This is a genomic window from Streptomyces sp. NPDC111656 (genome assembly GCF_055656965.1).
Window position 1 is genome coordinate 137,577 of sequence record NZ_JBVKCA010000019.1, and the last position, 21,676, is coordinate 159,252.

At 70.8% G+C, this 21,676-nt stretch carries 17 protein-coding genes; 12 read left to right on the forward strand and 5 right to left on the reverse strand.

Annotation, left to right across the window (positions count from 1 at the left end; translation table 11 throughout):
* Positions 1-81: 81 nt before the first annotated feature.
* Both ACZ7M3_RS40795 and ACZ7M3_RS40800 read right to left on the reverse strand, forming a co-directional pair.
* Positions 82-1,752, reverse strand: a complete 1,671-nt coding sequence (locus ACZ7M3_RS40795; protein ID WP_472070450.1) for a penicillin-binding transpeptidase domain-containing protein — start codon at positions 1,750-1,752, stop codon at positions 82-84.
* A 97-nt stretch (positions 1,753-1,849) separates the two neighbouring features.
* Entirely contained in the window at positions 1,850-3,490 is a 1,641-nt protein-coding gene (locus tag ACZ7M3_RS40800) for a penicillin-binding transpeptidase domain-containing protein (RefSeq protein ID WP_472070452.1), read from the reverse strand.
* Positions 3,491-3,848: 358 nt separating this feature from the next.
* On the opposite strand from ACZ7M3_RS40800, the gene ACZ7M3_RS40805 reads away from it, so the two are divergent.
* Complete coding sequence (locus tag ACZ7M3_RS40805) at positions 3,849-4,064, forward strand: hypothetical protein (RefSeq protein ID WP_472070454.1); 216 nt, start codon at positions 3,849-3,851, stop codon at positions 4,062-4,064.
* 86 nt (positions 4,065-4,150) lie between these two features.
* Here the strand turns inward: ACZ7M3_RS40805 and ACZ7M3_RS40810 are convergent, their stop codons facing one another.
* The gene (locus ACZ7M3_RS40810; RefSeq protein WP_472070456.1) at positions 4,151-5,890 is read right to left on the reverse strand and encodes a dolichyl-phosphate-mannose--protein mannosyltransferase; all 1,740 of its coding nucleotides are present in this window, start codon (positions 5,888-5,890) and stop codon (positions 4,151-4,153) included.
* Positions 5,891-5,984: 94 nt separating this feature from the next.
* Here ACZ7M3_RS40810 and rsmI point away from each other — a divergent pair, with 94 nt between their 5' ends.
* The 11 genes from rsmI (at position 5,985) to ACZ7M3_RS40865 (ending at position 20,471) form a co-directional block, all read left to right on the forward strand.
* Positions 5,985-6,842 (forward strand): 16S rRNA (cytidine(1402)-2'-O)-methyltransferase, encoded by an 858-nt coding sequence (gene rsmI, locus ACZ7M3_RS40815; RefSeq protein ID WP_095854188.1) that lies wholly within the window; start codon positions 5,985-5,987, stop codon positions 6,840-6,842.
* Positions 6,843-7,042: 200 nt separating this feature from the next.
* Positions 7,043-7,462, forward strand: coding sequence for a hypothetical protein (locus ACZ7M3_RS40820; RefSeq protein WP_450433698.1), 420 nt, complete (start codon positions 7,043-7,045; stop codon positions 7,460-7,462).
* A gap of 68 nt (positions 7,463-7,530) precedes the next feature.
* Positions 7,531-8,403: a TatD family hydrolase gene (locus ACZ7M3_RS40825; RefSeq protein ID WP_472070458.1), complete on the forward strand. Its 873-nt coding sequence runs from the start codon at positions 7,531-7,533 to the stop codon at positions 8,401-8,403.
* Between the two features lie 193 nt (positions 8,404-8,596).
* A complete protein-coding gene (locus ACZ7M3_RS40830; RefSeq protein ID WP_472070460.1) occupies positions 8,597-9,991 on the forward strand; it encodes a ubiquitin-like domain-containing protein in 1,395 nt (464 codons plus the stop codon).
* Between the two features lie 177 nt (positions 9,992-10,168).
* The gene (gene rsmA, locus ACZ7M3_RS40835; RefSeq protein WP_388202625.1) at positions 10,169-11,065 is read left to right on the forward strand and encodes a 16S rRNA (adenine(1518)-N(6)/adenine(1519)-N(6))-dimethyltransferase RsmA; all 897 of its coding nucleotides are present in this window, start codon (positions 10,169-10,171) and stop codon (positions 11,063-11,065) included.
* Between the two features lie 74 nt (positions 11,066-11,139).
* The gene (locus ACZ7M3_RS40840) at positions 11,140-12,027 is read left to right on the forward strand and encodes a 4-(cytidine 5'-diphospho)-2-C-methyl-D-erythritol kinase (protein ID WP_472070522.1); all 888 of its coding nucleotides are present in this window, start codon (positions 11,140-11,142) and stop codon (positions 12,025-12,027) included.
* 123 nt (positions 12,028-12,150) lie between these two features.
* Positions 12,151-13,551, forward strand: a complete 1,401-nt coding sequence (locus tag ACZ7M3_RS40845; protein ID WP_472070462.1) for an acyltransferase family protein — start codon at positions 12,151-12,153, stop codon at positions 13,549-13,551.
* Between the two features lie 213 nt (positions 13,552-13,764).
* Positions 13,765-15,573, forward strand: a complete 1,809-nt coding sequence (locus ACZ7M3_RS40850) for an ABC-F family ATP-binding cassette domain-containing protein (RefSeq protein ID WP_472070464.1) — start codon at positions 13,765-13,767, stop codon at positions 15,571-15,573.
* 238 nt (positions 15,574-15,811) lie between these two features.
* Complete coding sequence (locus ACZ7M3_RS40855; RefSeq protein ID WP_472070466.1) at positions 15,812-17,677, forward strand: outer membrane protein assembly factor BamB family protein; 1,866 nt, start codon at positions 15,812-15,814, stop codon at positions 17,675-17,677.
* Positions 17,678-17,768: 91 nt separating this feature from the next.
* Complete coding sequence (locus tag ACZ7M3_RS40860; protein WP_472070468.1) at positions 17,769-19,538, forward strand: outer membrane protein assembly factor BamB family protein; 1,770 nt, start codon at positions 17,769-17,771, stop codon at positions 19,536-19,538.
* Between the two features lie 225 nt (positions 19,539-19,763).
* Complete coding sequence (locus ACZ7M3_RS40865) at positions 19,764-20,471, forward strand: helix-turn-helix transcriptional regulator (protein ID WP_095854196.1); 708 nt, start codon at positions 19,764-19,766, stop codon at positions 20,469-20,471.
* Positions 20,472-20,626: 155 nt separating this feature from the next.
* Here ACZ7M3_RS40865 and ACZ7M3_RS40870 read toward each other — a convergent pair whose 3' ends face one another.
* Complete coding sequence (locus ACZ7M3_RS40870) at positions 20,627-21,136, reverse strand: hypothetical protein (protein ID WP_472070470.1); 510 nt, start codon at positions 21,134-21,136, stop codon at positions 20,627-20,629.
* A 213-nt stretch (positions 21,137-21,349) separates the two neighbouring features.
* Positions 21,350-21,658 (reverse strand): hypothetical protein, encoded by a 309-nt coding sequence (locus tag ACZ7M3_RS40875; RefSeq protein ID WP_472070472.1) that lies wholly within the window; start codon positions 21,656-21,658, stop codon positions 21,350-21,352.
* Positions 21,659-21,676: the final 18 nt, after the last annotated feature.

Below are 21,676 nucleotides of genomic sequence, written 5' to 3' on the forward strand. Positions count from 1 at the left end.
GTTCCTCGCCCGGACAGGCCTTGGCTCCCTGCCCGGACAGGCCTTGGCCAACGCCCGGACAGGTCCCAGTCGCCCGCCCGGCTAGCTTCCCGCCTTCAGGAGTGTCGCCACGATCGGGCCCGCCGTGTCGCCGCCGTGGCCGCCCTGTTGGACGACGCCCGCCGCGGCGAGGTCGCCCTTCCACGCGGTGAACCAGCCGTTGGGCTTCTTCTGGCCGTCGACCTCCGCGGAGCCGGTCTTCGCGCCGTAGTCGGGGCCGAGGCCGGACATCGCCTCGGCGGCGGTGCCGTACGCCGCCGTGTACTGCATGAGTTCCCGGAGCTGGGCGAGGGTGGTGGCGGAAAGGGTGCGGGAGGCCGTCGCCAGCTTGCGGTTGTCGACCGTCGGAGACACCAGGTACGGCTGGTGGAAGACGCCCGTCTTGACCGTGGAGGCGACCGAGGCCATGTTCAGCGGGTTCATGCGGACCCCGCCCTGGCCGATCAGCGAGGCCGCCATCTGGGCCGCCGACTGGACCGGGACCGAGCCGTCGAAGGACGGGACGCCGATGGCCCAGTTGTTCATGGACAGGCCGAAGTACTGCTGCGCCTGGTTCGTCAGGTCGGAGTTCGACAGCTTCTTGGCCTGGCTGATGAAAGCGGTGTTGCAGGAGCGCGCGAAGCTCGCCTTGAACGTGCCGCCCTTGATCTCGAACTTGTCGTCGTTCTGGAACTTCCAGCCGCCGTACGTCACGTACTTCGGGCACGGGTGCTGCTTGTCGGCCGAGGCGAGCCCCTTGTCGATGAGCAGCGACGACGTGATGACCTTCATGGTGGAGCCGGGGGCCAGCGAGCCCTGGAAGGCCGTGTTGAAGCCGTGGCTGGTGTTGGCGACCGCGAGGATCTCGCCGGTCGAGGGACGCATCAGGACCACGGACGCCCGGTCCTTCTTGGCGACCTGCTGCTCGGCGTCGGCCTGGAGGGTCGGGCTGAGCGTGGTCTTCACGGTCCCCGGGGTGCCCTCGCTGAGGGTCACCAGGGTCTTGTCGGGGGTCTTCTGGGTGCCCTTGGTGGCGGCCTTGCGGGCCACGCGCAGTTCGATGCCCGCCTTGCCGCCGGCGATCTTTCCGTACTTCTCGCGCAGCCCGTCCAGCACCGTGCCCAGCGAGGGGTACTTGGCCGTGGTGATCTCGCCGCCGTCGCGGTCGAGGGCGGTGACCGGGGGCGTGCCCGCCGGACCGGTGACCAGTCGGTCGCCGTCCTGGAGGTCGGGGTGCACGACCGACGCCTTCCAGCCGACCAGCGCCGCACCGTCCTTGGCGCGCCGCACGACGGTCAGCTTCGAGTCGTACGTCAGGGGCTTGCTCTTGCCCTTGTACGTGACGGTGGCCTTGACGGAGAAGGGGACGGAGGACCCGGACGCCGTGCCCGGCGTGAGCTTGACGCCGGTGATGTGAGCGTCCTTGCCGTAGCCGGTCAGCAAGGTCGTCGCGGCCGCCGAGTCGTCGGTGGCCGCGGCCGCCTTCGCGACGTCACCGCTCTGCCAGGCGGTCAGGAACCGCGTGGACAGCGTCGTGACCTCGGCCGCCGACGGCGGACCGGTCTTCACGGCCTTGTGGGCGGCGGTCTCCGACGTACGGTCCTCGGCCGACGCCCCGCCGCCGTACAGGCTGTAGGCGCCGAACGCTCCGCCGCCGACGACCACCGCGATCAGCCCGCCGACCACGGCGGGCTTCGTCTTTCGTCGCTCGGCGACGCGCCTTCTGTTCCCCACAGCTCTCGATCCTCCGCCTGTTCCCCAAGTCCCCCGGCACCCTCATGCTCCTCAACGAGAACCCCCACCCTAGGGTCCCGCCCTGTCAAGGGTGACTTCAGCCGCCCGTTCGTAGCACAGCTGCGACGATCGGACCGGCCGCGTCCACCCCGTGCCCGCCTCCCTGGGTCATCGCGGCGGCCGCGATGTCGTTCCGGTAGCCGGTGAACCAGCTGTTCGACTTGGACTGGGCGTCGACCTCCGCGGAGCCGGTCTTGGCGCCGATGTCGCTGCCGAGCCCCGCCATCACCTGGGCGGCGGTGCCGCTGGTCGCGGTGAGGTTCATCATCGCGCGCAGCTGCGCGGACGTACTGCTGGGCAGGCCCTTCGCCTTCGCCAGTTCCCGGTCGTCGAGCTTGGGCGAGACGATGACCGGCTGCCGGAAGGTGCCCGTCATCGCCGTCGCCGTGACCGACGCCATGTTCAGCGGGCTCATCTGGACCTGGCCCTGGCCGATCGCGTTCGCGGCGCGGTCCGGGCCGCCGGAGGCGGGGATGTTGCCGTCGAAGGAGGGGATGCCGGTCTTCCAGTTGTTCTGGCCGAGGCCGAAGCGCGTCTGTGCCTCGGTCGTCAGGGACTCGTCCGTGAGCGGCTTCTCGTCGATCAGTTTCACGAAGGCCGTGTTGCAGGACCGCATGAAGCTGTTGGCGAGGCTCGCCTTCTCGTTCGGTGCGAGGTTGGTGAGGTTGTGGAAGGTCTGGCTCTGCCAGGTCGCGGTCGGCGGGCAGGGCGCCGGGCCGTTCATGGTGGTCACGCCGTTGTCGATGAGCATCGCCGCGGTGATGATCTTCATCGTGGAGCCGGGGGCCAGGGTGCCCTGGAAGGCCGCGTTGAAGCCGTCCGCGCGGTGGTTGGCGACCGCCAGCACCTCGCCGCTGCTCGGCTGCACGGCCACCACGGACGACTCGGCGTACCGGGAGACCGCCTTCTCCGCAGCGGCCTGCACGTTCGCACTGAGGGTGGTGCGCAGCTTGCCGGCCTTGCCCTTGGCGAGGGTCACCAGGGCGGTGTCCCCCGCGCCCTCGGTCGCGTGATGGATCGCCAGCTCGACTCCGGCCGTACCGCCCGCCGTGTCGCCGTACTTCTCGCGCAGCGCGTCCAGGATCGGTCCCAGCGAGGGGTACTTCTCCTTCGTCAGGACAACGTTGTTCCGGTCCACGGCCTCGATGGGCGGGCTCGCCGACTCGCCCGTGACCAGCGTGTCTCCTTCCTGCAACTCGGGATGCACGACGGACGGCTTCCAGTCGACCAGCGCCTTCCCGGTGGTCTCGCCGCGTACGACGGTCAGCCGGGAGTCGTACGCGAAGGGCTTGGACTTCCCTTCGAACGACACCGTCGCTTTGACGGAGAACGGCACGGTGGCTCCCGTCGCCGCCCCCGGGGTGATCTTCACACCGGTGAGGTGTGCGTCGTCGCGGTAACCGGCCAGCAACTCCTGCGCCTTCTGGGCGAAGTTGGTGTACGCGGCGGCCTTGGCGGCGTCCCCCTGCTCCCAGGCGGCGAAGAACTTCGTCGAGGTCTCCTTGACCTCCGCGCCGCTCGGCGGCCCGGTCTTCACGGCCGCGGGTCCGCCGCTCCCCGAGCCCCCGCCCTCGCTCCCGCTGAGCGCCGACATCACATTGAAGGCGCCGTATCCGGCACCCCCCACCATCACGGCGAACACACTGCCGATGACGGCGACCTTTGCCCCCTTGCGCATCGCGCGAAACCCTCCCCGTGGACCCCTCTCCCGAACTTCTGAACGCGTTCAGAAAAGCCGGTCTGCAGGGCACTGTATGCGGGAGGAGTGGTGGATGGGGCGGAGATTCTCCGAATCGTTAGACCGGGTATCCAGTCGTATCCGTGAACACCGGTCAACGACCAGGACGGCCCGGTGCGTTCTGCCCGTGTCCGCAGGGCCGGGCCACGGGGACCGGGCGGAACGGAGGAACCGGCGCCATCACCCGCTGCCAGGGGTGCGGGTCCGGGTCCTCCAGGACGCCGGGGGTCGAGGTCGTGTGCGCGTCCACGTCTGCTCGTTATCGTGGAGGGTCACTCACTCACTCGGGGGGCCGTCTGTGATCGAGCTCGGCGTGCTGTTCGGTCTGTTGGTGGCAGCGGTACTGGTCCTGCTCTTCGTGCTCCGGCGCCGAAGGAACGGCAGCACGGAGAACGTCGACGGTCGCCTGATCGAGCAAGCGCGGCGGCTGCAGGCGTACAACGACAGGGTCTCCTACAACGCTGCCTCCGTGCACAGCTCTTCGCCCACCATGACCGACCACTACCGTCCCTGACCCGACGGGGGAGACGGCAACAGCGGTGCCGACCACGACCAAGAGGGCGCGGCAGGCTGCCGCGCCCTCTTGGTGTGTCTGTGCAGCTAGACCCAGGTGTCCAGCCACATCCGGGAGCGCCACTGGTCTATGGGGATCGCGGTGCCCGTGTACAGGGGCCAGAAGTAGATGAAGTTCCAGGCGATCAGGAGGACCAGGACGCCCGCGCTCGCCGCGCCGATGACGCGGCGGCGTTCCGTGGAGCCGGGTGGGCCGAGGATCGCGCCGATCATCATGGCGACCGCCAGGCACAGGAACGGGACGAAGATGATGGCGTAGAAGAAGAAGATCGTGCGCTCCTGGTACATGAACCAGGGGAGGTAGCCTGCCGCGATGCCGCAGGCGATCGCGCCCGCCCGCCAGTCGCGGCGGAAGGCCCAGCGCCACAGGACGTAGACGATCGCGAAGCAGGCGGCCCACCAGAGGAGGGGCGTGCCCAGGGCCAGGACCTCGCGGGCGCACTTGTCGCCCGCGTCCGCCGGGCAGCCGTCCTTGCCGGGCAGCGGGGACTCGTAGAAGTACGAGACCGGGCGGCCCAGGACGATCCAGCTCCACGGGTTCGACTGGTAGGTGTGCGGGGACGAGAGGCCGACGTGGAACTCGTACACCTCGTGCTCGTAGTGCCACAGGCTGCGCAGCCAGTCGGGCAGGAAGCTCCAGCTGCCGCCCTTGCCGTCGGTCGCGGCCCAGTTGCGGAAGTAGCCGCCCTTGCCGTTCGTGGGGGAGAGGATCCAGCCGGTCCAGGAGATGAAGTACGTGGCGATCGCCACCGGGACCGTCGCGAGAAACGTGATGCCCGTGTCGTGCTTGAGGGCCGCCACATACGGGTGACGGGCGCCCGCGACCCGGCGCGCGCCGACGTCCCACAGGACCGCCATCACGCAGAACGCGAAGAGGATGTACAGGCCGCTCCACTTGGTGCCGAGGGCCAGGCCCAGCATCAGACCGGCCGTCCAGCGCCAGGGGCGCCAGCCGAGGCGGGTGGACTCGGCGATGTGCGCGTCGGGGCGTACGAGACCGTCCGGGTCCGTGGGCAGGGCGGCCGCCAGCCGGGCACGCGCGCGGTCGCGGTCCACGACCAGGCAGCCGAAGGCCGCCAGCACGAAGAACATCAGCACACCGTCGAGCAGCGAGGTGCGGCTCATCACGAAGTGCAGCCCGTCCACCGCCATCAGCGCGCCCGCGAGACAGCCCAGGAACGTCGAGCGGAACATCCGGCGCCCGATCCGGCACAGCAGCAGCACCGACAGCGTGCCGAGCAGCGCCGTCATGAAACGCCAGCCGAACGGGTTGAAGCCGAACATCCATTCGCCGAGCCCGATGACGTACTTGCCGACCGGGGGATGCACCACATAGGCGGCGTCGGAGGGAATGCCGACGTGCCCGTTGTTCTGCAGGATCAGATCATTGGCGTTCTTGTCCCAGTTGACCTCGTACCCGCGGTGGATCAGTGCCCAGGCGTCCTTGGCGTAGTACGTCTCGTCGAATATCACCGCCTTCGGGCTGCCCAGGTTCCAGAACCGCATCAGCCCCGCCATCAGGGTCACGAGCAGCGGGCCGCCCCAGCCCGACCAGCGCGTGATGCGCTCCGCGACCTCGTGGCGCAGCCCGAACGCAGCCCAGATCCGGGGGCTGGGCTCGGCGTACGGCGGTACGAGCCGATCACGCACATCGCTTCTGGGCGGCGCGTTGTATCCGAAGCGGCGCAGCCGCTGCTGCCACGACGGCCGCCGTTCTTCGGTTGCCTGGCCCTGCCGGGTGTCCGTGGAGGACGCGGTACTGGTCACCGCGCCATCGTAGGGAACAGGTCTGTGGGAGTCCCGTGCACGGGCCTAATGGGTGGATGCGGCCGCCGCCGAATGCCCCTGCGAGGATGGAACCGTGACAGGAACCCTTGTTTTGGCCGGCACCCCCATCGGCGACGTGGCCGACGCCCCGCCCCGGCTCGCCCAGGAGCTGGCGGGCGCGGACGTCGTCGCCGCCGAGGACACCCGCAGGCTGCGCCGACTGACCCAGGCGCTGGGCGTGCAGCCCACCGGGCGCGTGGTGTCGTACTTCGAGGGGAACGAGGCCGCCCGCACGCCCGAACTCGTCGAGGCGCTGGTCGGCGGGGCGCGCGTGCTGCTGGTGACCGACGCCGGGATGCCGTCCGTCTCCGACCCCGGGTACCGGCTGGTCGCCGCGGCCGTCGAGAAGGACATCAAGGTCACCGCCGTACCCGGCCCGTCCGCCGTGCTCACCGCGCTCGCGCTGTCCGGGCTGCCCGTCGACCGGTTCTGCTTCGAGGGATTTCTGCCGAGGAAGGCGGGCGAGCGGCTGTCCCGGCTGCGGGAGGTCGAGGGCGAGCGCCGCACGATGGTCTACTTCGAGGCCCCGCACCGCCTCGACGACACCCTCGCCGCGATGGCCGAGGTCTTCGGGGACGGGCGGCGGGCCGCCGTCTGCCGCGAGCTGACCAAGACGTACGAGGAGGTCAAGCGCGGACCGCTGGGCGAGCTGGCCGCCTGGGCCGCCGAGGGCGTCCGCGGGGAGATCACGGTGGTGGTCGAGGGCGCGCCGGACAAGGGCGCCGAGGAACTGGACGCGGGCGAACTGGTGCGCAGGGTGCGGGTGCGGGAAGAGGCGGGAGAGCGCCGCAAGGAGGCCATCGCGGCGGTCGCGGCCGAGGCGGGGATTCCCAAGCGCGATGTCTTCGATGCGGTGGTCGCGGCAAAGAACGCGGCGCACAGCGCCCCATAGAAGGGCAAAGGGCCTGCACGGAAAGCAAAGCTCAGGCCGTGTCTCGGCGGCATTCCGACAAGGAAAGGCCAAAACGACTCCAATAGTCGACAGGCCTGATGCGTTCCCGCGCGGAGAAGCGTCCACTGGTTGAAGGGACGTACCCGTCCCTCGCCCCCGCCGACCGGGGGCGCTTGTCCAGCGGAACAGCAGGAGCTGGCATGAGTGAGATCGCAGGGCAGACCGGCAACCGCAGCGCGGCGACCGCCGTCGTCAACGAGTCGTATTCCTTCGCATGCATGCGCTGCGGGCACGGCTGGGAGCAGTCGTTCGAGATAGAGCACCACCGCGACGCCGAGGGCGGCGAGTTCGTGATGTACGTGGCGGACGGCCATGTCGTGCCGTCGCCGCTGAGTCGGCCCTCCTGCCAGAACTGCGACGGACACGTGGTGCGCATCATGCGCGCAGGACAGGTGTCCTCCGTCCAGAACTCCATGCATCAGCACACGCACCGCCCGGTGCCGGCCCACCCCGAGCAGGCCCACGACGAGGCCGTCGACCAGCCGGCCGTGCCCAGGGAACCCCACCACTGGCACCTCTCCGACCTGCTACACCCCTTCCACCACCGCAAGGCGGGCTGATCGCGGGAGCGCGGTGACCTCGCCCGGGTGAGGTCCGGTCCGGCATGCCCCTTTCGTAGGATCGGGGCATGTCCTCCGACAAGACCGAAGCACCACCGCTCCCCGAGCCGCTGCGCGTCCCCGTCACCGACTCGCACACCCACCTCGACATGCAGTCCGGCACCGTCGAGGAAGGCCTCGCCAAGGCCGCCTCGGTCGGCGTGACCACGGTCGTCCAGGTCGGATGCGACCTGTTGGGCTCCCGCTGGGCGGCCGAGACCGCCGCCGCGTACGAGGCCGTCCACGCGACCGTCGCCCTGCACCCCAACGAGGCGCCCCGTATCGTGCACGGCGACCCCGACGGCTGGTCCCGCCAGGGCGCACGGCAGCCCGGCGGCGACGGTGCCCTGGACGAGGCCCTCGCCGAGATCGACCGCCTCGCCGCCCTGCCCCAGGTCAAGGGCGTCGGCGAGACCGGGCTCGACTACTTCCGTACGGGCCCCGAAGGCAAGGCCGCTCAGGAGCGCTCCTTCCGCGCCCACATAGAGATCGCCAAGCGGCACGGAAAGGCCCTGGTCATCCACGACCGGGACGCACACGCCGACGTGCTGCGCGTCCTGAAGGAGGAGGGCGCGCCCGAGCGGACCGTCTTCCACTGCTACTCCGGCGACGCGGTGATGGCCGAAATCTGCGCCCAGGCCGGGTACTACATGTCCTTCGCCGGAAACATGACCTTCAAGAACGCCCAGCCACTGCGCGACGCGCTGGCCGTGGCCCCCCTGGAGCTCCTCCTCGTCGAGACCGACGCGCCCTTCCTGACCCCCGCCCCGTACCGCGGACGGCCCAACGCGCCCTATCTCATTCCGATCACGGTGCGCGCCATGGCGGCCGTGCGGGGCATCGACGAGGACACGCTGGCGACGGCGCTCGCGGCGAACACGGCGCGGGCCTTCGGTTACTGAGGGATGGCACTTCCGGCCATTTTGCGGGGTCACACCTCAGGGCAGTGTCGCGACACAGCGTAGCCGCGTTGCTTGGGAGAGTGACGACCGCTCCGCTAGGTTCTGGTCGCCCGCCCGTCTCCCACCACCACCACCCTGAACGAGCCCTCCGGGCACCCCTCTTACTCCGCCGGATCTCCTGGAGCGTGTCGTCGTGAGCAACTCGCCCAAGTCGCAGTACGAGACGTATGGCCTGACTGGAATGTCGTTCGTGGACCGAGGAACTGGTGAGCGGCCGCCGTACGGTGCCGCAAGCCCGGACCGCGGCGGCTACGTGGACACCTACCGGCCCGCGTACGAGGCACTGGCGGTGTCCGAGGCGCCGACCGAGCCGATACTGCCCCGGCAGACGCCGACGTTGGTGCAGACGCAGGCGCTCGGGGGTTCGGCGCAGGAGCCCCGGTCCGGCGGGCGGGCCGCTGCCCGGCGCGCAGCCCGGCGCCGGCGCGCCGCCGAGCGTCCCGACCCGCTGCGGCTGCTGCCCCAGGCGCTGGTCGTCGCCTTCCTCGCGGGCGGCGCCTCCGCCTTCGTCGCCAGCGACAAGGCCATCGAGCTCAGTGTCGACGGGAAGGCGCGCACGCTGCACACCTTCGCCGACGACGTGACCGAACTGCTCGCCGAGGAGGGCGTGCGCGTCGGCGAGCACGACGTGGTCGCGCCCGCCCCCGGCACCGGGCTGACCAGCGGTGACGAGATCGCGATCCACTACGGGCGGCCCGTGCGGCTCACCCTCGACGGACAGCCGCACGAGGTCTGGACGACGGCGCACACGGTGGACGGGGCGCTCCAGCAGCTCGGGGTGCGCGCCGAGGGGGCGTACCTGTCGACCTCGCGCTCCCAGCGCATCGGCCGTCAGGGCCTCGCGCTCGACGTCCGCACCGAGCGGACGGTGACGATCATGGCGGACGGGCGGGCACGGACGATCCGGACGAACGCGGCGACCGTCGGCGAGGCCGTCGAGGAGGCCGGGATCACCCTCCACGGCGAGGACACGACGTCCGTCCCGTCAGGGAGCTTCCCCCGGGACGGACAGACGGTCAGCGTGATGCGGATCACCGGCACCCAGGAGGTCCGCGAGGAGGCCATCCCCTTTCTGACGACACGGACGAACGACCCCTTGCTGTTCCGTGGCACCGAGGTCGTCGACCGGGCCGGGGAGCCCGGGACCCGGCGGGTCACCTACCTGCTGCGGACCGTCAACGGGGTCAGGCAGAAGCCGCGGAGGGTCGGGGACGAGGTGTTCCGGGAGCCGCGTGGACAGGTGGTGCGGGTCGGTACGAAGCCGCGGCCCGATGCCATGCGGGAGGCGGACCGTCTGAACTGGTCCGGGCTCGCGGCGTGCGAGTCCGGCGGTCGCCCCGGCGCCGTGGACCCCTCCGGCACCTACGGCGGCCTGTACCAGTTCGACACCCACACCTGGCACACGCTCGGGGGGTCCGGGCGACCCCAGGACGCGCCGGCCGCGGAGCAGACCCGCCGGGCGAAGAAGCTGTACATCCGCCGGGGCACGAGCCCGTGGCCCCACTGCGGAGCCCACCTCCACGACTGACCGGTTTTCCGGCTGCGGGCCGGTGGGGGGTGTTCGCGCAGTTCCCCGCGCCCCTGTGGCGGGGCTGCGCCCCGTATCCCCGCCACCCGCTTCGTTCGGCCGCGGGCCGGTGGGGGCCGGGCGCGCAGTTCCCCGCGCCCCTTCGGGGCGCGGCCCGCACCCCCGTAGTCTTGGGGCGTGAACAGCCCCACCCCCGACGCCCTCCTGGGCCCCGCCGACGTCCGCGAGCTCGCGGGTGCCCTCGGCGTGCGGCCCACCAAGCAGCGCGGCCAGAACTTCGTGATCGACGCCAACACCGTGCGCCGCATCGTGCGCACCGCCGGCGTGCGGGCCGACGACGTGGTCGTCGAGGTCGGCCCCGGCCTCGGCTCGCTGACCCTCGCACTGCTGGAGGCGGCCGACCGGGTCGTCGCCGTGGAGATCGACGACGTACTCGCGGGGGCGCTCCCGGCGACCATCGCCGCCCGTATGCCGGCCCGTGCCGACCGCTTCGCACTCGTGCACTCCGACGCCATGCACGTGGACGAGCTCCCCGGCCCCGCCCCCACCGCCCTCGTCGCGAACCTCCCGTACAACGTCGCCGTCCCCGTGCTGCTGCACATGCTCGCCACCTTCCCGACCATCGAGCGCACGCTGGTGATGGTGCAGGCCGAGGTCGCCGACCGGCTCGCCGCCGACCCCGGCTCGAAGGTGTACGGCGTGCCGAGCGTCAAGGCCAACTGGTACGCCGACGTGAAGCGGGCCGGCTCCATCGGACGGAACGTCTTCTGGCCCGCGCCGAACGTCGACAGCGGCCTCGTGTCGCTCGTCAGGCGCGCCGAGCCCATCAGGACCACGGCCTCCAAGCGCGAGGTCTTCGCGGTCGTCGACGCCGCCTTCGCCCAGCGGCGCAAGACGCTGCGCGCCGCCCTCGCCGGGTGGGCCGGTTCCGCGGCCGCCGCCGAGGTCGCGCTCGTCGCCGCCGGGGTCTCACCGCAGGCCCGTGGGGAGTCGCTGACGGTGGAGGAGTTCGCCCGTATCGCCGAGAACAAGGTCGAGAGCAAGGCCGAGAACAAGGAGAGCGCTCAGCCGTGACGGAGTCGAAGACCGAGCCCACGACGCACACGCACACGGGCAGGGGCAGCGGCACGGGCACGGGCACGGACGTCGTGACCGTACGTGTCCCCGCCAAGGTCAACGTCCAGCTCGCCGTCGGCGCCGCCCGCTCCGACGGCTTCCACGACCTGGCCAACGTCTTCCTCGCCGTAGGGCTGTACGACGAGGTCACCGTGACGCCGGCGGACGAGCTGCGGATCACCTGCGAGGGCCCGGACGCCGACCAGGTCCCCCTCGACGCCACGAACCTGGCGGCCCGCGCGGCACTCGAACTCGCCCGCCGGTACGGCGTCGAACCGGGGGTCCACCTCCACATCGCCAAGGACATCCCCGTCGCGGGCGGCATGGCGGGCGGCAGCGCCGACGGCGCCGGCGCGCTGCTCGCCTGCGACGCCCTGTGGGGGACGAACGCCTCCCGCGAGGAACTCCTCGAAATCTGCGCCGAGTTGGGCAGTGACGTGCCGTTCAGCCTGGTGGGCGGGGCGGCGCTGGGTGTCGGACGGGGCGAGCAGCTGCGGACGCTCGAGGTCGGCGGGACCTTCCACTGGGTCTTCGCGATCGCCGAGCGCGGGCTGTCGACCCCGGCGGTCTTCCGGGAGTTCGACCGGATGAACGAGGGTGTGCGGATCCCGGAGCCGGTCGCCTCGCAGGAGCTGCTCGACGCGCTGGCCGAGGGGGACGCCGGGGCCCTCGCCCGCGCCGTCTCCAACGACCTGCAGCCCGCCGCACTCTCCCTCTTCCCGGCCCTCGCCGACACGCTCGCCGCCGGGCGGAACGCCGGTGCGCTCGCGGCCCTGGTCTCCGGCTCGGGGCCGACCACGGCCTTCCTCGCGGCGGACGCCGAGTCCGCGGGGGCGGTCGCCGACGCGCTGCGCGCCTCCGGTACCTGCCGGACGGTACGGGTCACCGACGGCCCCGCCCCCGGCGCGACGGTCGTCTGACCCCGCACGGACACGTCACGGGCACCCGGTACTCGGAGGCAAGTCACGGGCGCGCGGTACTCAGAGGCGAATTGAGTACGGGCGCGCTGACGCCGTAGCGGCGGACGGCGCGACCGTACTCGTATGGCATCAAGCGCTCACGTCCTCGCCGCGGCCACACCCGCCTCGCGCGACAAGTACGTCGACCTGCTGCGGGTCGCCTCCCTCGGCACGGTGGTGCTCGGGCACTGGCTGATGGCCGCCGTGTCGGTGCGCGGCGACGGACGGGCCGAGGTCGGAAACCTGCTCGCCGTGGAGCCCCGCCTCCAACTGCTCACCTGGGCCCTCCAGGTCATGCCCGTCTTCTTCTTCGTCGGCGGCTTCTCGCACGCGCTGTCGTACCGCTCGCTGCGACGCAAGGCCGGGGAGCACGGAGAGAACGGGGAGCACGGGGAGCACGGAGAGAACGGGGAGAACGGAGGAGCGGCTCTCTACTCCGTGTTCCTGCGCGCCCGGTTGCAGCGGCTGCTGCGGCCGACCGTGGTGTTCATCGGCGTGTGGGGAGCGCTCGCGATCGCTCTGCAACTCGCGGGCAGGGAGGGCGGGTTGCTGGACGTGTCGCTACGACTCGTCGCCCAGCCGCTGTGGTTCATAGGGATCTATCTGGCGATGGTGGCCTTCACCCCGCCGCTGCTACGGCTGCACGAGCGGTACGGGTGGGGCGCGTTCGGCGGGCTCGTCGCCGCGGCCGGGCTCGTGGACGTGCTGCGGTTCGGGTTCGGGGTGCCGTACGTCGAGTTCCTGAACTTCGCCTTCGTCTGGCTCGCCGTCCACCAGCTCGGATTCCTGCGCGCGGACGGGAAGCTGCGACGCCCCTACCTCCTCGCGGGCGCCGGGCTCGCCGGGGTGGTGCTGCTGGTGGCGTACGGGCCGTATCCGCTGTCCATGGTGGGGATGCCCGGCGAGAAGATCTCCAACATGGCGCCGCCCACCTTCGTGCTGCTGTGCCACGGGCTGTGGCTGGTCGGCGGGGTGGAGTCGCTGCGGGGCCCCGCGCGGCGGTGGCTGCGCCGGCCACGGGTGTGGCGTGCGGTCGTCGCGGCGAACGGCGTGTCCATGACGGCCTTCCTGTGGCACCTCACCGCGATGCTCGGCGTGTACGGGGCGCTGCTGGCCCTCGGTGTACGGCTGCCGGAGCCCGCGACGGGGGCGTGGTGGGCCCAGGTGCCGGTGCGGGTGGTGGTGGCCGGTGCGGTGACGGCCCTGCTCGTCACCGTGTTCCGGAGGTTCGAACAGCCCTCTGCCGTGGTCCTGGGAGCGTCGGGGGTGTCGCCCGCGGGCGCGCGGCCGGCCGCCGCGCTCGGCGTGACGCTGTGCCTCTTCGGGGTGCTGGGGCTCTCCACGGTCGGGTTCGGCGGGTTGCTGGAAGGGCGTACGGCGGTACTGATCGCCGTCCGGGTGACGGCTCCGGTCGCCGTGGCGATGACGCTCGTGGGGTGGCTGCTGGTGGAGCGGGCGGGACGCGGTCGGCCTGCGGCCGCGTAAGTATGTGGTGCGGTGCGTTGTCTGCGGGCCGGTGGGGGCTGGTCGCGCCCGCGCGGCGGAGCCGCATACGTGTCACAGCCCCGCGCCCCTGGGGGCCGGGGCTGCGCCCCAGGCCCCCACCGGCCCGCAGCCGCAGACCCACCCGTGTGGCTCGGGAGGTGAGGGAGCCGGACTACCCTTGAGGGTCGATCGTCCCCCTTGTTCAGGAGAGAAATGGCCGTCAACCTGGTCAATGTCGAGTCCGTCAGCAAGGTGTACGGCACCCGTGCCCTGCTCGACGGAGTCTCCCTCGGCGTCAGCGAGGGCGACCGGATCGGTGTGGTCGGGCGGAACGGCGACGGCAAGACCACCCTCATCCGCATGCTCGCCAAGCTGGAGGAGGCCGACACCGGCCGTGTCACGCACTCCGGCGGGCTGCATCTGGGAGTGCTGACCCAGCACGATTCCCTCGATCCCACCGCCACCGTCCGGCACGAGGTCATCCGTGACCTCGCCGACCACGAGTGGGCGGGCAACGCCAAGATCAGGGACGTCCTGACGGGACTGTTCGGCGGCCTTGACCTGCCGGGGTTCCCGCAGGGGCTCGACACGGTGATCGGCCCGCTCTCCGGCGGTGAGCGCCGCCGTATCGCGCTCGCCAAGCTGCTCATCGAGGAGCAGGACCTGATCATCCTCGACGAGCCCACCAACCACCTGGACGTGGAGGGCATCGCCTGGCTCGCCCAGCACCTGCGGGAGCGGCGGTCGGCGCTGGTGTGCGTGACCCACGACCGGTGGTTCCTCGACCAGGTCTGCACCCGTATGTGGGATGTGCAGAAGGGCGCGGTGTACGAGTACGAGGGCGGGTACTCCGACTACGTCTTCGCGCGCGCGGAGCGTGAGCGCATCGCCGCCACCGAGGAGGTCAAGCGGCAGAACCTGGTGCGCAAGGAGCTGGCCTGGCTGCGGCGCGGCGCCCCCGCCCGTACCTCCAAGCCGCGCTTCCGCGTCGAGGCCGCCAACGAGCTGATCGCGGACGTGCCGCCGCCCCGCGACAAGAGCGAGCTGATGAAGTTCGCCAGCTCGCGACTGGGCAGGACGGTCTTCGATCTTGAGGACGTGACGGTGCAGGCGGGCCCGAAGGTCCTGCTCAAGCACCTCACCTGGCAGCTCGGGCCCGGCGACCGGGTCGGGCTCGTGGGTGTGAACGGAGCCGGCAAGACCTCCCTTCTGCGCGCCATGGCCGAGGCCGCCCGCAGCGAGGGGGAGACGCAGCCCGTCGCCGGGCGGATCAGCACCGGCAAGACCGTCAAGCTCGCCTATCTGTCGCAGGAGGTCGCCGAGCTCGACCCGACCTGGCGGGTGCTGCAGGCCGTGCAGGCCGTCCGAGACCGGGTCGACCTGGGCACGGGACGCGAGCTGACCGCGGGGCAGCTCTGCGAGACGTTCGGCTTCAACAAGGAGAAGCAGTGGACGCCCGTCGGGGACCTCAGCGGTGGTGAGCGCCGGCGGCTCCAGCTGCTGCGGCTGCTCATGGACGAACCGAACGTCCTCTTCCTCGACGAGCCCACCAACGACCTCGACATCGAGACGCTGACCCAGCTGGAGGACCTGCTCGACGGCTGGCCCGGCTCGATGATCGTGATCTCCCACGACCGGTTCTTCATCGAGCGCACGACGGACAACGTGTTCGCGCTCCTCGGTGACGGCACCCTGCGGATGCTGCCGCGCGGGATCGACGAGTACCTGGAGCGGCGCAAGCGCATGGAGGAGGTCGCCGCGGCCGCCGTGCTCGCCGCCGCGCCCGCGCCGTCCGCCAGGGCCGCCTCCGCCGCCGACGCCCGCGCCACGAAGAAGGAGCTGCAGAAGATCGAGCGTCAGCTCGACAAGATCTCCGAGAGGGAGAGCAAGCTCCACACCCAAATCGCCGACAACGCGACGGACTTCGAGAAGGTCGCCGAACTCGACGCCGAACTGCGTCAGTTGATCGGTGAGCGCGAGGAACTGGAGCTGCGCTGGCTGGAGCTCGCCGAGGACGCGTAAGCCCCTGGCAGGTGGCGCGCGCGTCCCGTGAAGGGGGCGTGAAGGCGCATAACGAGGGCATCACGGGCCGGTCCTCCCTTGGGAACAGGGGGAGTACCGGCCCCTTGTTCGAGGTCTCCAGAGTGATAGAAAGGTCCGTCTGAGAACAGTCTGAGAACCACCGGTGTGGCGCGAAATCGGCGCCGCCGACCGCGCCGCCGGTGGGGCGCCACATCAGTGAACTAGGGGGAACGCGCTGATGAGTCAGCCGCCGAGTGAGCCGCCGCAGGGTGGCTTCGGAGCACCGCAGGACCAGCCACCGACGCCGTCGACGCCACCGGTTCCACCGGCGGCACCGGCGCAGGGAGGGTTCGGCGCACCCCCCAACACGCCCCCAGGCACGCCCCCTCCGCCCGCCGGTCCGCCGGCACCCGGTTACGGATATCCGCAGCAGCCCGGGCCCTACGCCCAACCCGGCCCGTACGCACAACCGCCGCAGCAGCCGGGACCGTACGCACAACCGCCGCAGCAGCCGGGGCCGTACGCCCAGCCCGGTCCGTACGCGCAGCCCGGCCCGTACGGTCAGCAGCCCGCATACGGTCAGCAGCCCGGATACGGGTCCGGGTACGGCTACCCGGGCCAGGCGCAGTATCCCGGCGGCCCGGGTACGCCTCCGCCTCCTCCCGGTGGTTCCAAGAGTCCCTTCAAGGGCCGCCCGGCCATGGTCGTCGGCGCCGCCGTGGCCGCGCTGCTCGTCGTCGGCGGGACGGTCTGGGCCGTCAGCGGCGGGGGCGGCGACGACGGCAAGAAGCCGGTCGCCCAGGGCAGCAAGGGCGGGAAGGCCTCCTCCTCCGCCGATCCGGTCAACCCCGGTGACGGCAGCGGCAACGGTGGCGGGGACCCCGAGAACCTCAACGCGGGCCGCCAGGCCGGTGAGGCGAAGGTGCTCTGGTACAAGCAGGCGCCCGACGCACCCGGATCCGGCGCCGACGCCCCCGGCCTGTGGATCACCGACAAGGCGGCGGTGAAGGCCGCGTACACGCAGGTGTTCGCGTACAACGTCGGGGACGGCAAGCCCACTTGGGACCCGATCACGTTCCCGCAGCCGATCTGCGCGGTCACCCCGCAGAAGACGTCCGACGACAAGGTCGTCGTGGCGTACAAGAGCGGTGCCGGCGACAACGCCAAGTGCAACCAGCTGCAGCAGATAGACCTCGACACCGGTGCCAAGGGCTGGAGCGGCAAGGTCGCCGACGGAGCGCTCTTCGACAGCACGCTCACCATCGAACTGTCGGTCACCGGCAAGACGCTGATGGTCGGTCGCTCGCAGTCCGGCACGGCGTACGACATCACCAGCGGCAAGAAGCTCTGGGACAAGAAGAACTACGGCCAGGCCTGCTTCCCGTCCGCGTTCGCGGGCGGCGCCAAGCTGCTGTCCGTCGCCTCCTGCGGTGCCGCCACCGACACCGAGCACGACGAGGTGCAGCAGCTGGACCCGGCCACCGGCAAGGCCAAGTGGACCACGAAGATCCCCAAGGGCTGGACGGTCGAGCGCACGTACTCCGTCGACCCCGTCGTCATCTACATGACCAACAAGGACCAGAAGAAGGTCAACGTCACCACGTTCAAGGACAACGGTGCCGTCCGCTCGCAGCTCAAGAGCAGCGACGCCTTCAGGCCCGAGTGCGGTTTCGCCATCCTCGACCGCGATCTGACGGGCTGCTTCGGCACCGCCGCCGACGCGAACACGCTCTATCTGCCGACCGAGGCGAAGAGCGGCGCCAACGAGATCGTCGCCTTCGACCTGTCGACCGGCAAGGAGAAGTGGCGCGTCAAGTCCCCGGTCGCCGAGTCGATGCTGCCGCTGAAGATGGACGGCACGCGGCTGATCGCGTACGTCGAGCCGTCGTACGACGCCGGTGGGCAGATCGTGTCGATCCCCACCACCGGAAGCAGCCACAAGACCACCAAGCTGCTGCAGAACCCGAAGGGCACGGCGTCGGTGGAGAACGGCTTCTTCTCGAAGGCGGTCGACTACGTGGACGGGCGCTTCTACATCTCCACCACCCGGCTGACGGGCAACGACCAGTCGAAGGAGAAGTTGATGCTGGCCTACGGCAAGTGACGCACGCTCACGCCACTTTCGCCCCGTTCGTCACCTTCTTCGTCTCCCGCATCTCCGTCCCCAACGCATCCGCATCCGAGGTAGACACGTCATGAGCCAGCCGCCGCCCCCACCACCGCCGAACCAGCCCCCACAAGGTGGCTTCGGCGCGCCGCAGGACCCTCCGCCGGGTGGGTTCGGTGCGCCGCAGGCTCCGCCGCCCGGTGGGTTCGGCGCCCCGCAGCCTCCGCAGGGTCCCGGTTACGGCTACCCGCAGCAGGCACCCCCGCCGGGGCCCCCGGCCCAGCCGGGCTACGGCTACCCCGGCCAGCAGCCCGCCCAGCCCCCGGGACCCCCGTACGGCTACGGCTATCCGCAGCAGCCGCCGACCTACCCGATGCAGCCGCAGGTTCCCCAGGGCGGGGGCGGCGGGCGGAAGCCGAACAGCCAGGTGGTCATCATCGTGGCGGCCGTCGCGGCCGTCGCGCTGATCATCGGCGGCGGGGTCTGGTACGCGAGCTCCGGCAAGGACGACAGCAAGAGCAACTCCTCCGGTACGAGCGGCGGCACCGGAGGCAAGGGCGGCTCGGGCGGCGACAAGACCACCGGTTCCACCGGCAAGGAGAAGGTCCCCGCCGACACCGGCTCCAAGGTCCTCTTCCAGATCCCCGCGCCCGCCGTGCCCGCCGAGACCAGCGTGTCCACCGTCGGCTCCTGGCTCACCGACAAGGTGTACGCCAAGAGCGGCGACGCCGAGATCAACGGCTACGACCCCGACTCCGGCGCCAAGGCCTGGACGATCAAACTCCCCGGCCCGGTGTGCACGGCCAGCCGCCACACCACCGACGCCGACCGGACCGCGATCGTCTACGAGCCCGCCATGCCGACCAAGGCGAAGCCTTCCCACGGCTGCAGCGAGGTCTCCGCCCTCGACCTCGCCGCGGGCAAGCTGCTATGGACGAAGACGGTCAAGTCCGGTGACCAGAAGATCGGCCTCGACAACGTCACCACCAGCGCGAACACCGTCGCCGTGGGCAGCACCAGCGGTGGCGCCGCGTTCGACATCTCCACCGGCAAGGCGCTGTGGGCACCCAAGCCCACGGACAGCTGCTACGACGCCGGGTACGGCGGCGGCGACAAGCTGGTCGCGGTCCGCAAGTGCGGCGAGTCCGGCAGTACGCGGCAGTTGCACATCCAGACCATCGCCCCGACGTCCGGGAAGGTGATCTCGGAGTACAAGATGTCGCCCGGCATCGAGTACGCGAGCGTCGTGTCGACCGACCCGCTGGTGGTGGCCGCCGACGTCGGCGAGTCCGCCGGTGACGGCAGCGGCATCTCGGACTTCTTCTCCATCGACAACAAGACCGGCCAGTTGCGCACCAGGATCTCCGCGCCGGGCAAGACGTACGCCGCCAAGTGCGACGGCATCACCAGGATCGAGGGCTGCGCGAAGCTGGTGGTCGGCAACGACAGGCTCTACATCCCGACCGAGCAGCACGACGGCGGCCAGTCCGGCCAGATCAACGAGATCGTCGCCTTCGACCTGGGCACCGGCAAGCAGACCGGCCAGCGCGCGGACGCGGGCGACGGCTACGACATCTCCCCGCTGCGCATGGACGGCGGCAACCTCCTCGCGTACAAGCGTCCGCCCTACGACAAGGGCGGTCAGATCGTGAGCATCGACGGCACCTCCTTCAAGGAGACCAAGCTCCTGGAGAACCCGGCGACCGAGGCGATCCGCGACGCGGAGACGAGCATGCTCCCGGACTACGCCGAGATCTTTTACAGCGAGGGTCACCTGTACATGTCCGCGATCTACGCCCACAAGCCGTACAGCGCCTCCGAGAAGGAGTACCTGGCGATCGCGTTCGGCACGCAGTAGGTCAACTTCCTTTGACCATGGCCCCGTCCCAGCTCAGGGACGGGGCCGTTCGCTTACCCCTCATCACTCCCGAATGCGAGGAATTTCGATATTCCGGGGCACTTCTCACCAGTAGGGGAAGCGCAACGTCGAACAAGCGTGTAGCTTCCGGGGGATGGAGAGCCGGGGGGCTCCTAATCCACGGGGAACCAGTGGGGATGCTTGGGGGGACTGGGGGGTTGCTCGATGGGAGTGCGGCTCATGGTGGTCGACGACCACCGACTGCTCGCCGAGGCGTTGGCCTCGGCGTTGAAACTGCGGGGGCACCGGGTGCTCGCCGCGGCGGCGCCCGCCGCGGGAGCGGCGGAGCTGGTGATCACCAGGGCACCGGAGGTGTGCCTGATCGGCACGGCGACACCCGCCGAGCCGGGAATCTTCGACCCGGTGATCAGGATCAAGCGGGAGCGTCCGCAGGTGGCGGTCCTGGTTCTGGGGCCGGTCCCGAACCCGCGCGGCATCGCCGCCGCGTTCGCCGCGGGCGCGTCGGGCTACGTACGCCACGACGAGCGGATAGAGGGAGTCGAGCGCGCCATCATGAAGGCGAGGGCGGGCGAGGCGGCGGTCGCCCCCGCCCTGCTCCAGGGCGCCTTCAGTGAGCTGCTGAACCCCGCCGCCCAACCGGACGACGAGGGCCAGCGGCTCCTGCAGATGCTCACCCCACGCGAGGTGGAGGTCCTGGTGAGGGTCGCGGACGGGGAGGACACGAGGCTCATCGCGGCCGGTATGGGGATAGCCCCGTCGACCGCGAGGACCCATGTCCAGCGGGTGCTGATGAAGCTGGGGGTGGGGTCGCGGCTCGAGGCGGCCGCCCTGGCCGCGCGGACGGGGCTGCTGGACCGGGCGGGGCCGGTGACGGCGGTGCTCGGGAGTACGGAAGACCCTCGGCCCACGTAGTCACCCTGCCGAGGGTGTGTGGCGGGTCGACCGAGTACGCGAAAGGCGTTGGGATCGACGGTGCAGTACCGCCGAACCCAACGCCACGACGCCACACGCTCAGACTGCGATGTCAATCGTGTGAGTCACCGACACGGTGCACGGTGAACGACCGGTCACGTGCACGCCGCGGTGAGCTGCGCATCGGTGGCCAGCACCGCGTTCAGCGCCGCGGTGATGTTGGCCGGGACGGGCGGGTTGGCCGCCAGCGCGGCGGCGAGGACCTGCAGGTCCGCCTGCAGTTGCACAGCGAGGGCCGCGCAGGTCCGCTGCGTCGGAGGCGCTTCCGGGAGGCACCCGGCGGCGCGGAGCTGTGCGACCGTTTCCCGGGCTGCGGAGACTGCCGCCTGGGCCGCGGCGAGGTTGGGCGTCGGCGTGGCGGCCAGAGCCGTCGCGGCGGCCTGCAGGTGCGTGGAGAGCTCACCGCTCAGAGTGGCGCAGAGCGGCGGGGTCGTCGGGGGCGTCGTCGGGGGCTTCGGGGGCTTCGGACCCTTGGACTCCTGGACGACGGGCGTGACGGGCTGCGGGTCCGTAGCCGCCATTGCCGCCGGGGCTATGACCAGGGACAGGGAGGCCAGGGCCGCGGCCGACGCGACAGCGGTTCCGAAGCGCTTGAAATGGAACATTCCACGCCTTTCATTGTGTGTGAGTGAGGAAGCCGGGGAGGTATCCCCGAGCTCAGGAGGCCTCGCGGCGTGGCCGCCGGCAACTCCATTTGTCCTATTCACTCCAGGTCGTGGTGGCCGTCGAGGCCCTCGCCGGGAAGAAAGGCGCAGGTCAGAGGCGCGTGGAGAAGATGATGCGAACAGGGCCGCCCTCTACTGTGAACGGGCGACCACCTAGAGCGATCGTTCCTCGTCGGGCAACGGCACGGGCGGAGCCAGCGGGCGCAGCCACAGCCACAGCAGGAAGAAGATGCCCAGGGCGAGCATGCCGAGGCCGGTCCAGAGGTTGATGTTGACGCCTTGGGCCTTGGCGAGTTCGGCGTCGGAGGCGGTCAGGCCCGCGAGGGTGACGATGACGCCGTAGACGACGAACAGGCCGCCGATGATGGTGCGGATGTCGAAGAGACGGGTCGCGGTCGCGGACTGCTGCTCCAGCTCCGTGACCTCGCGCTGGACATCACGGTCCGAATAGTGGTCGGACATGGTTGCTCAGGCCTCCTG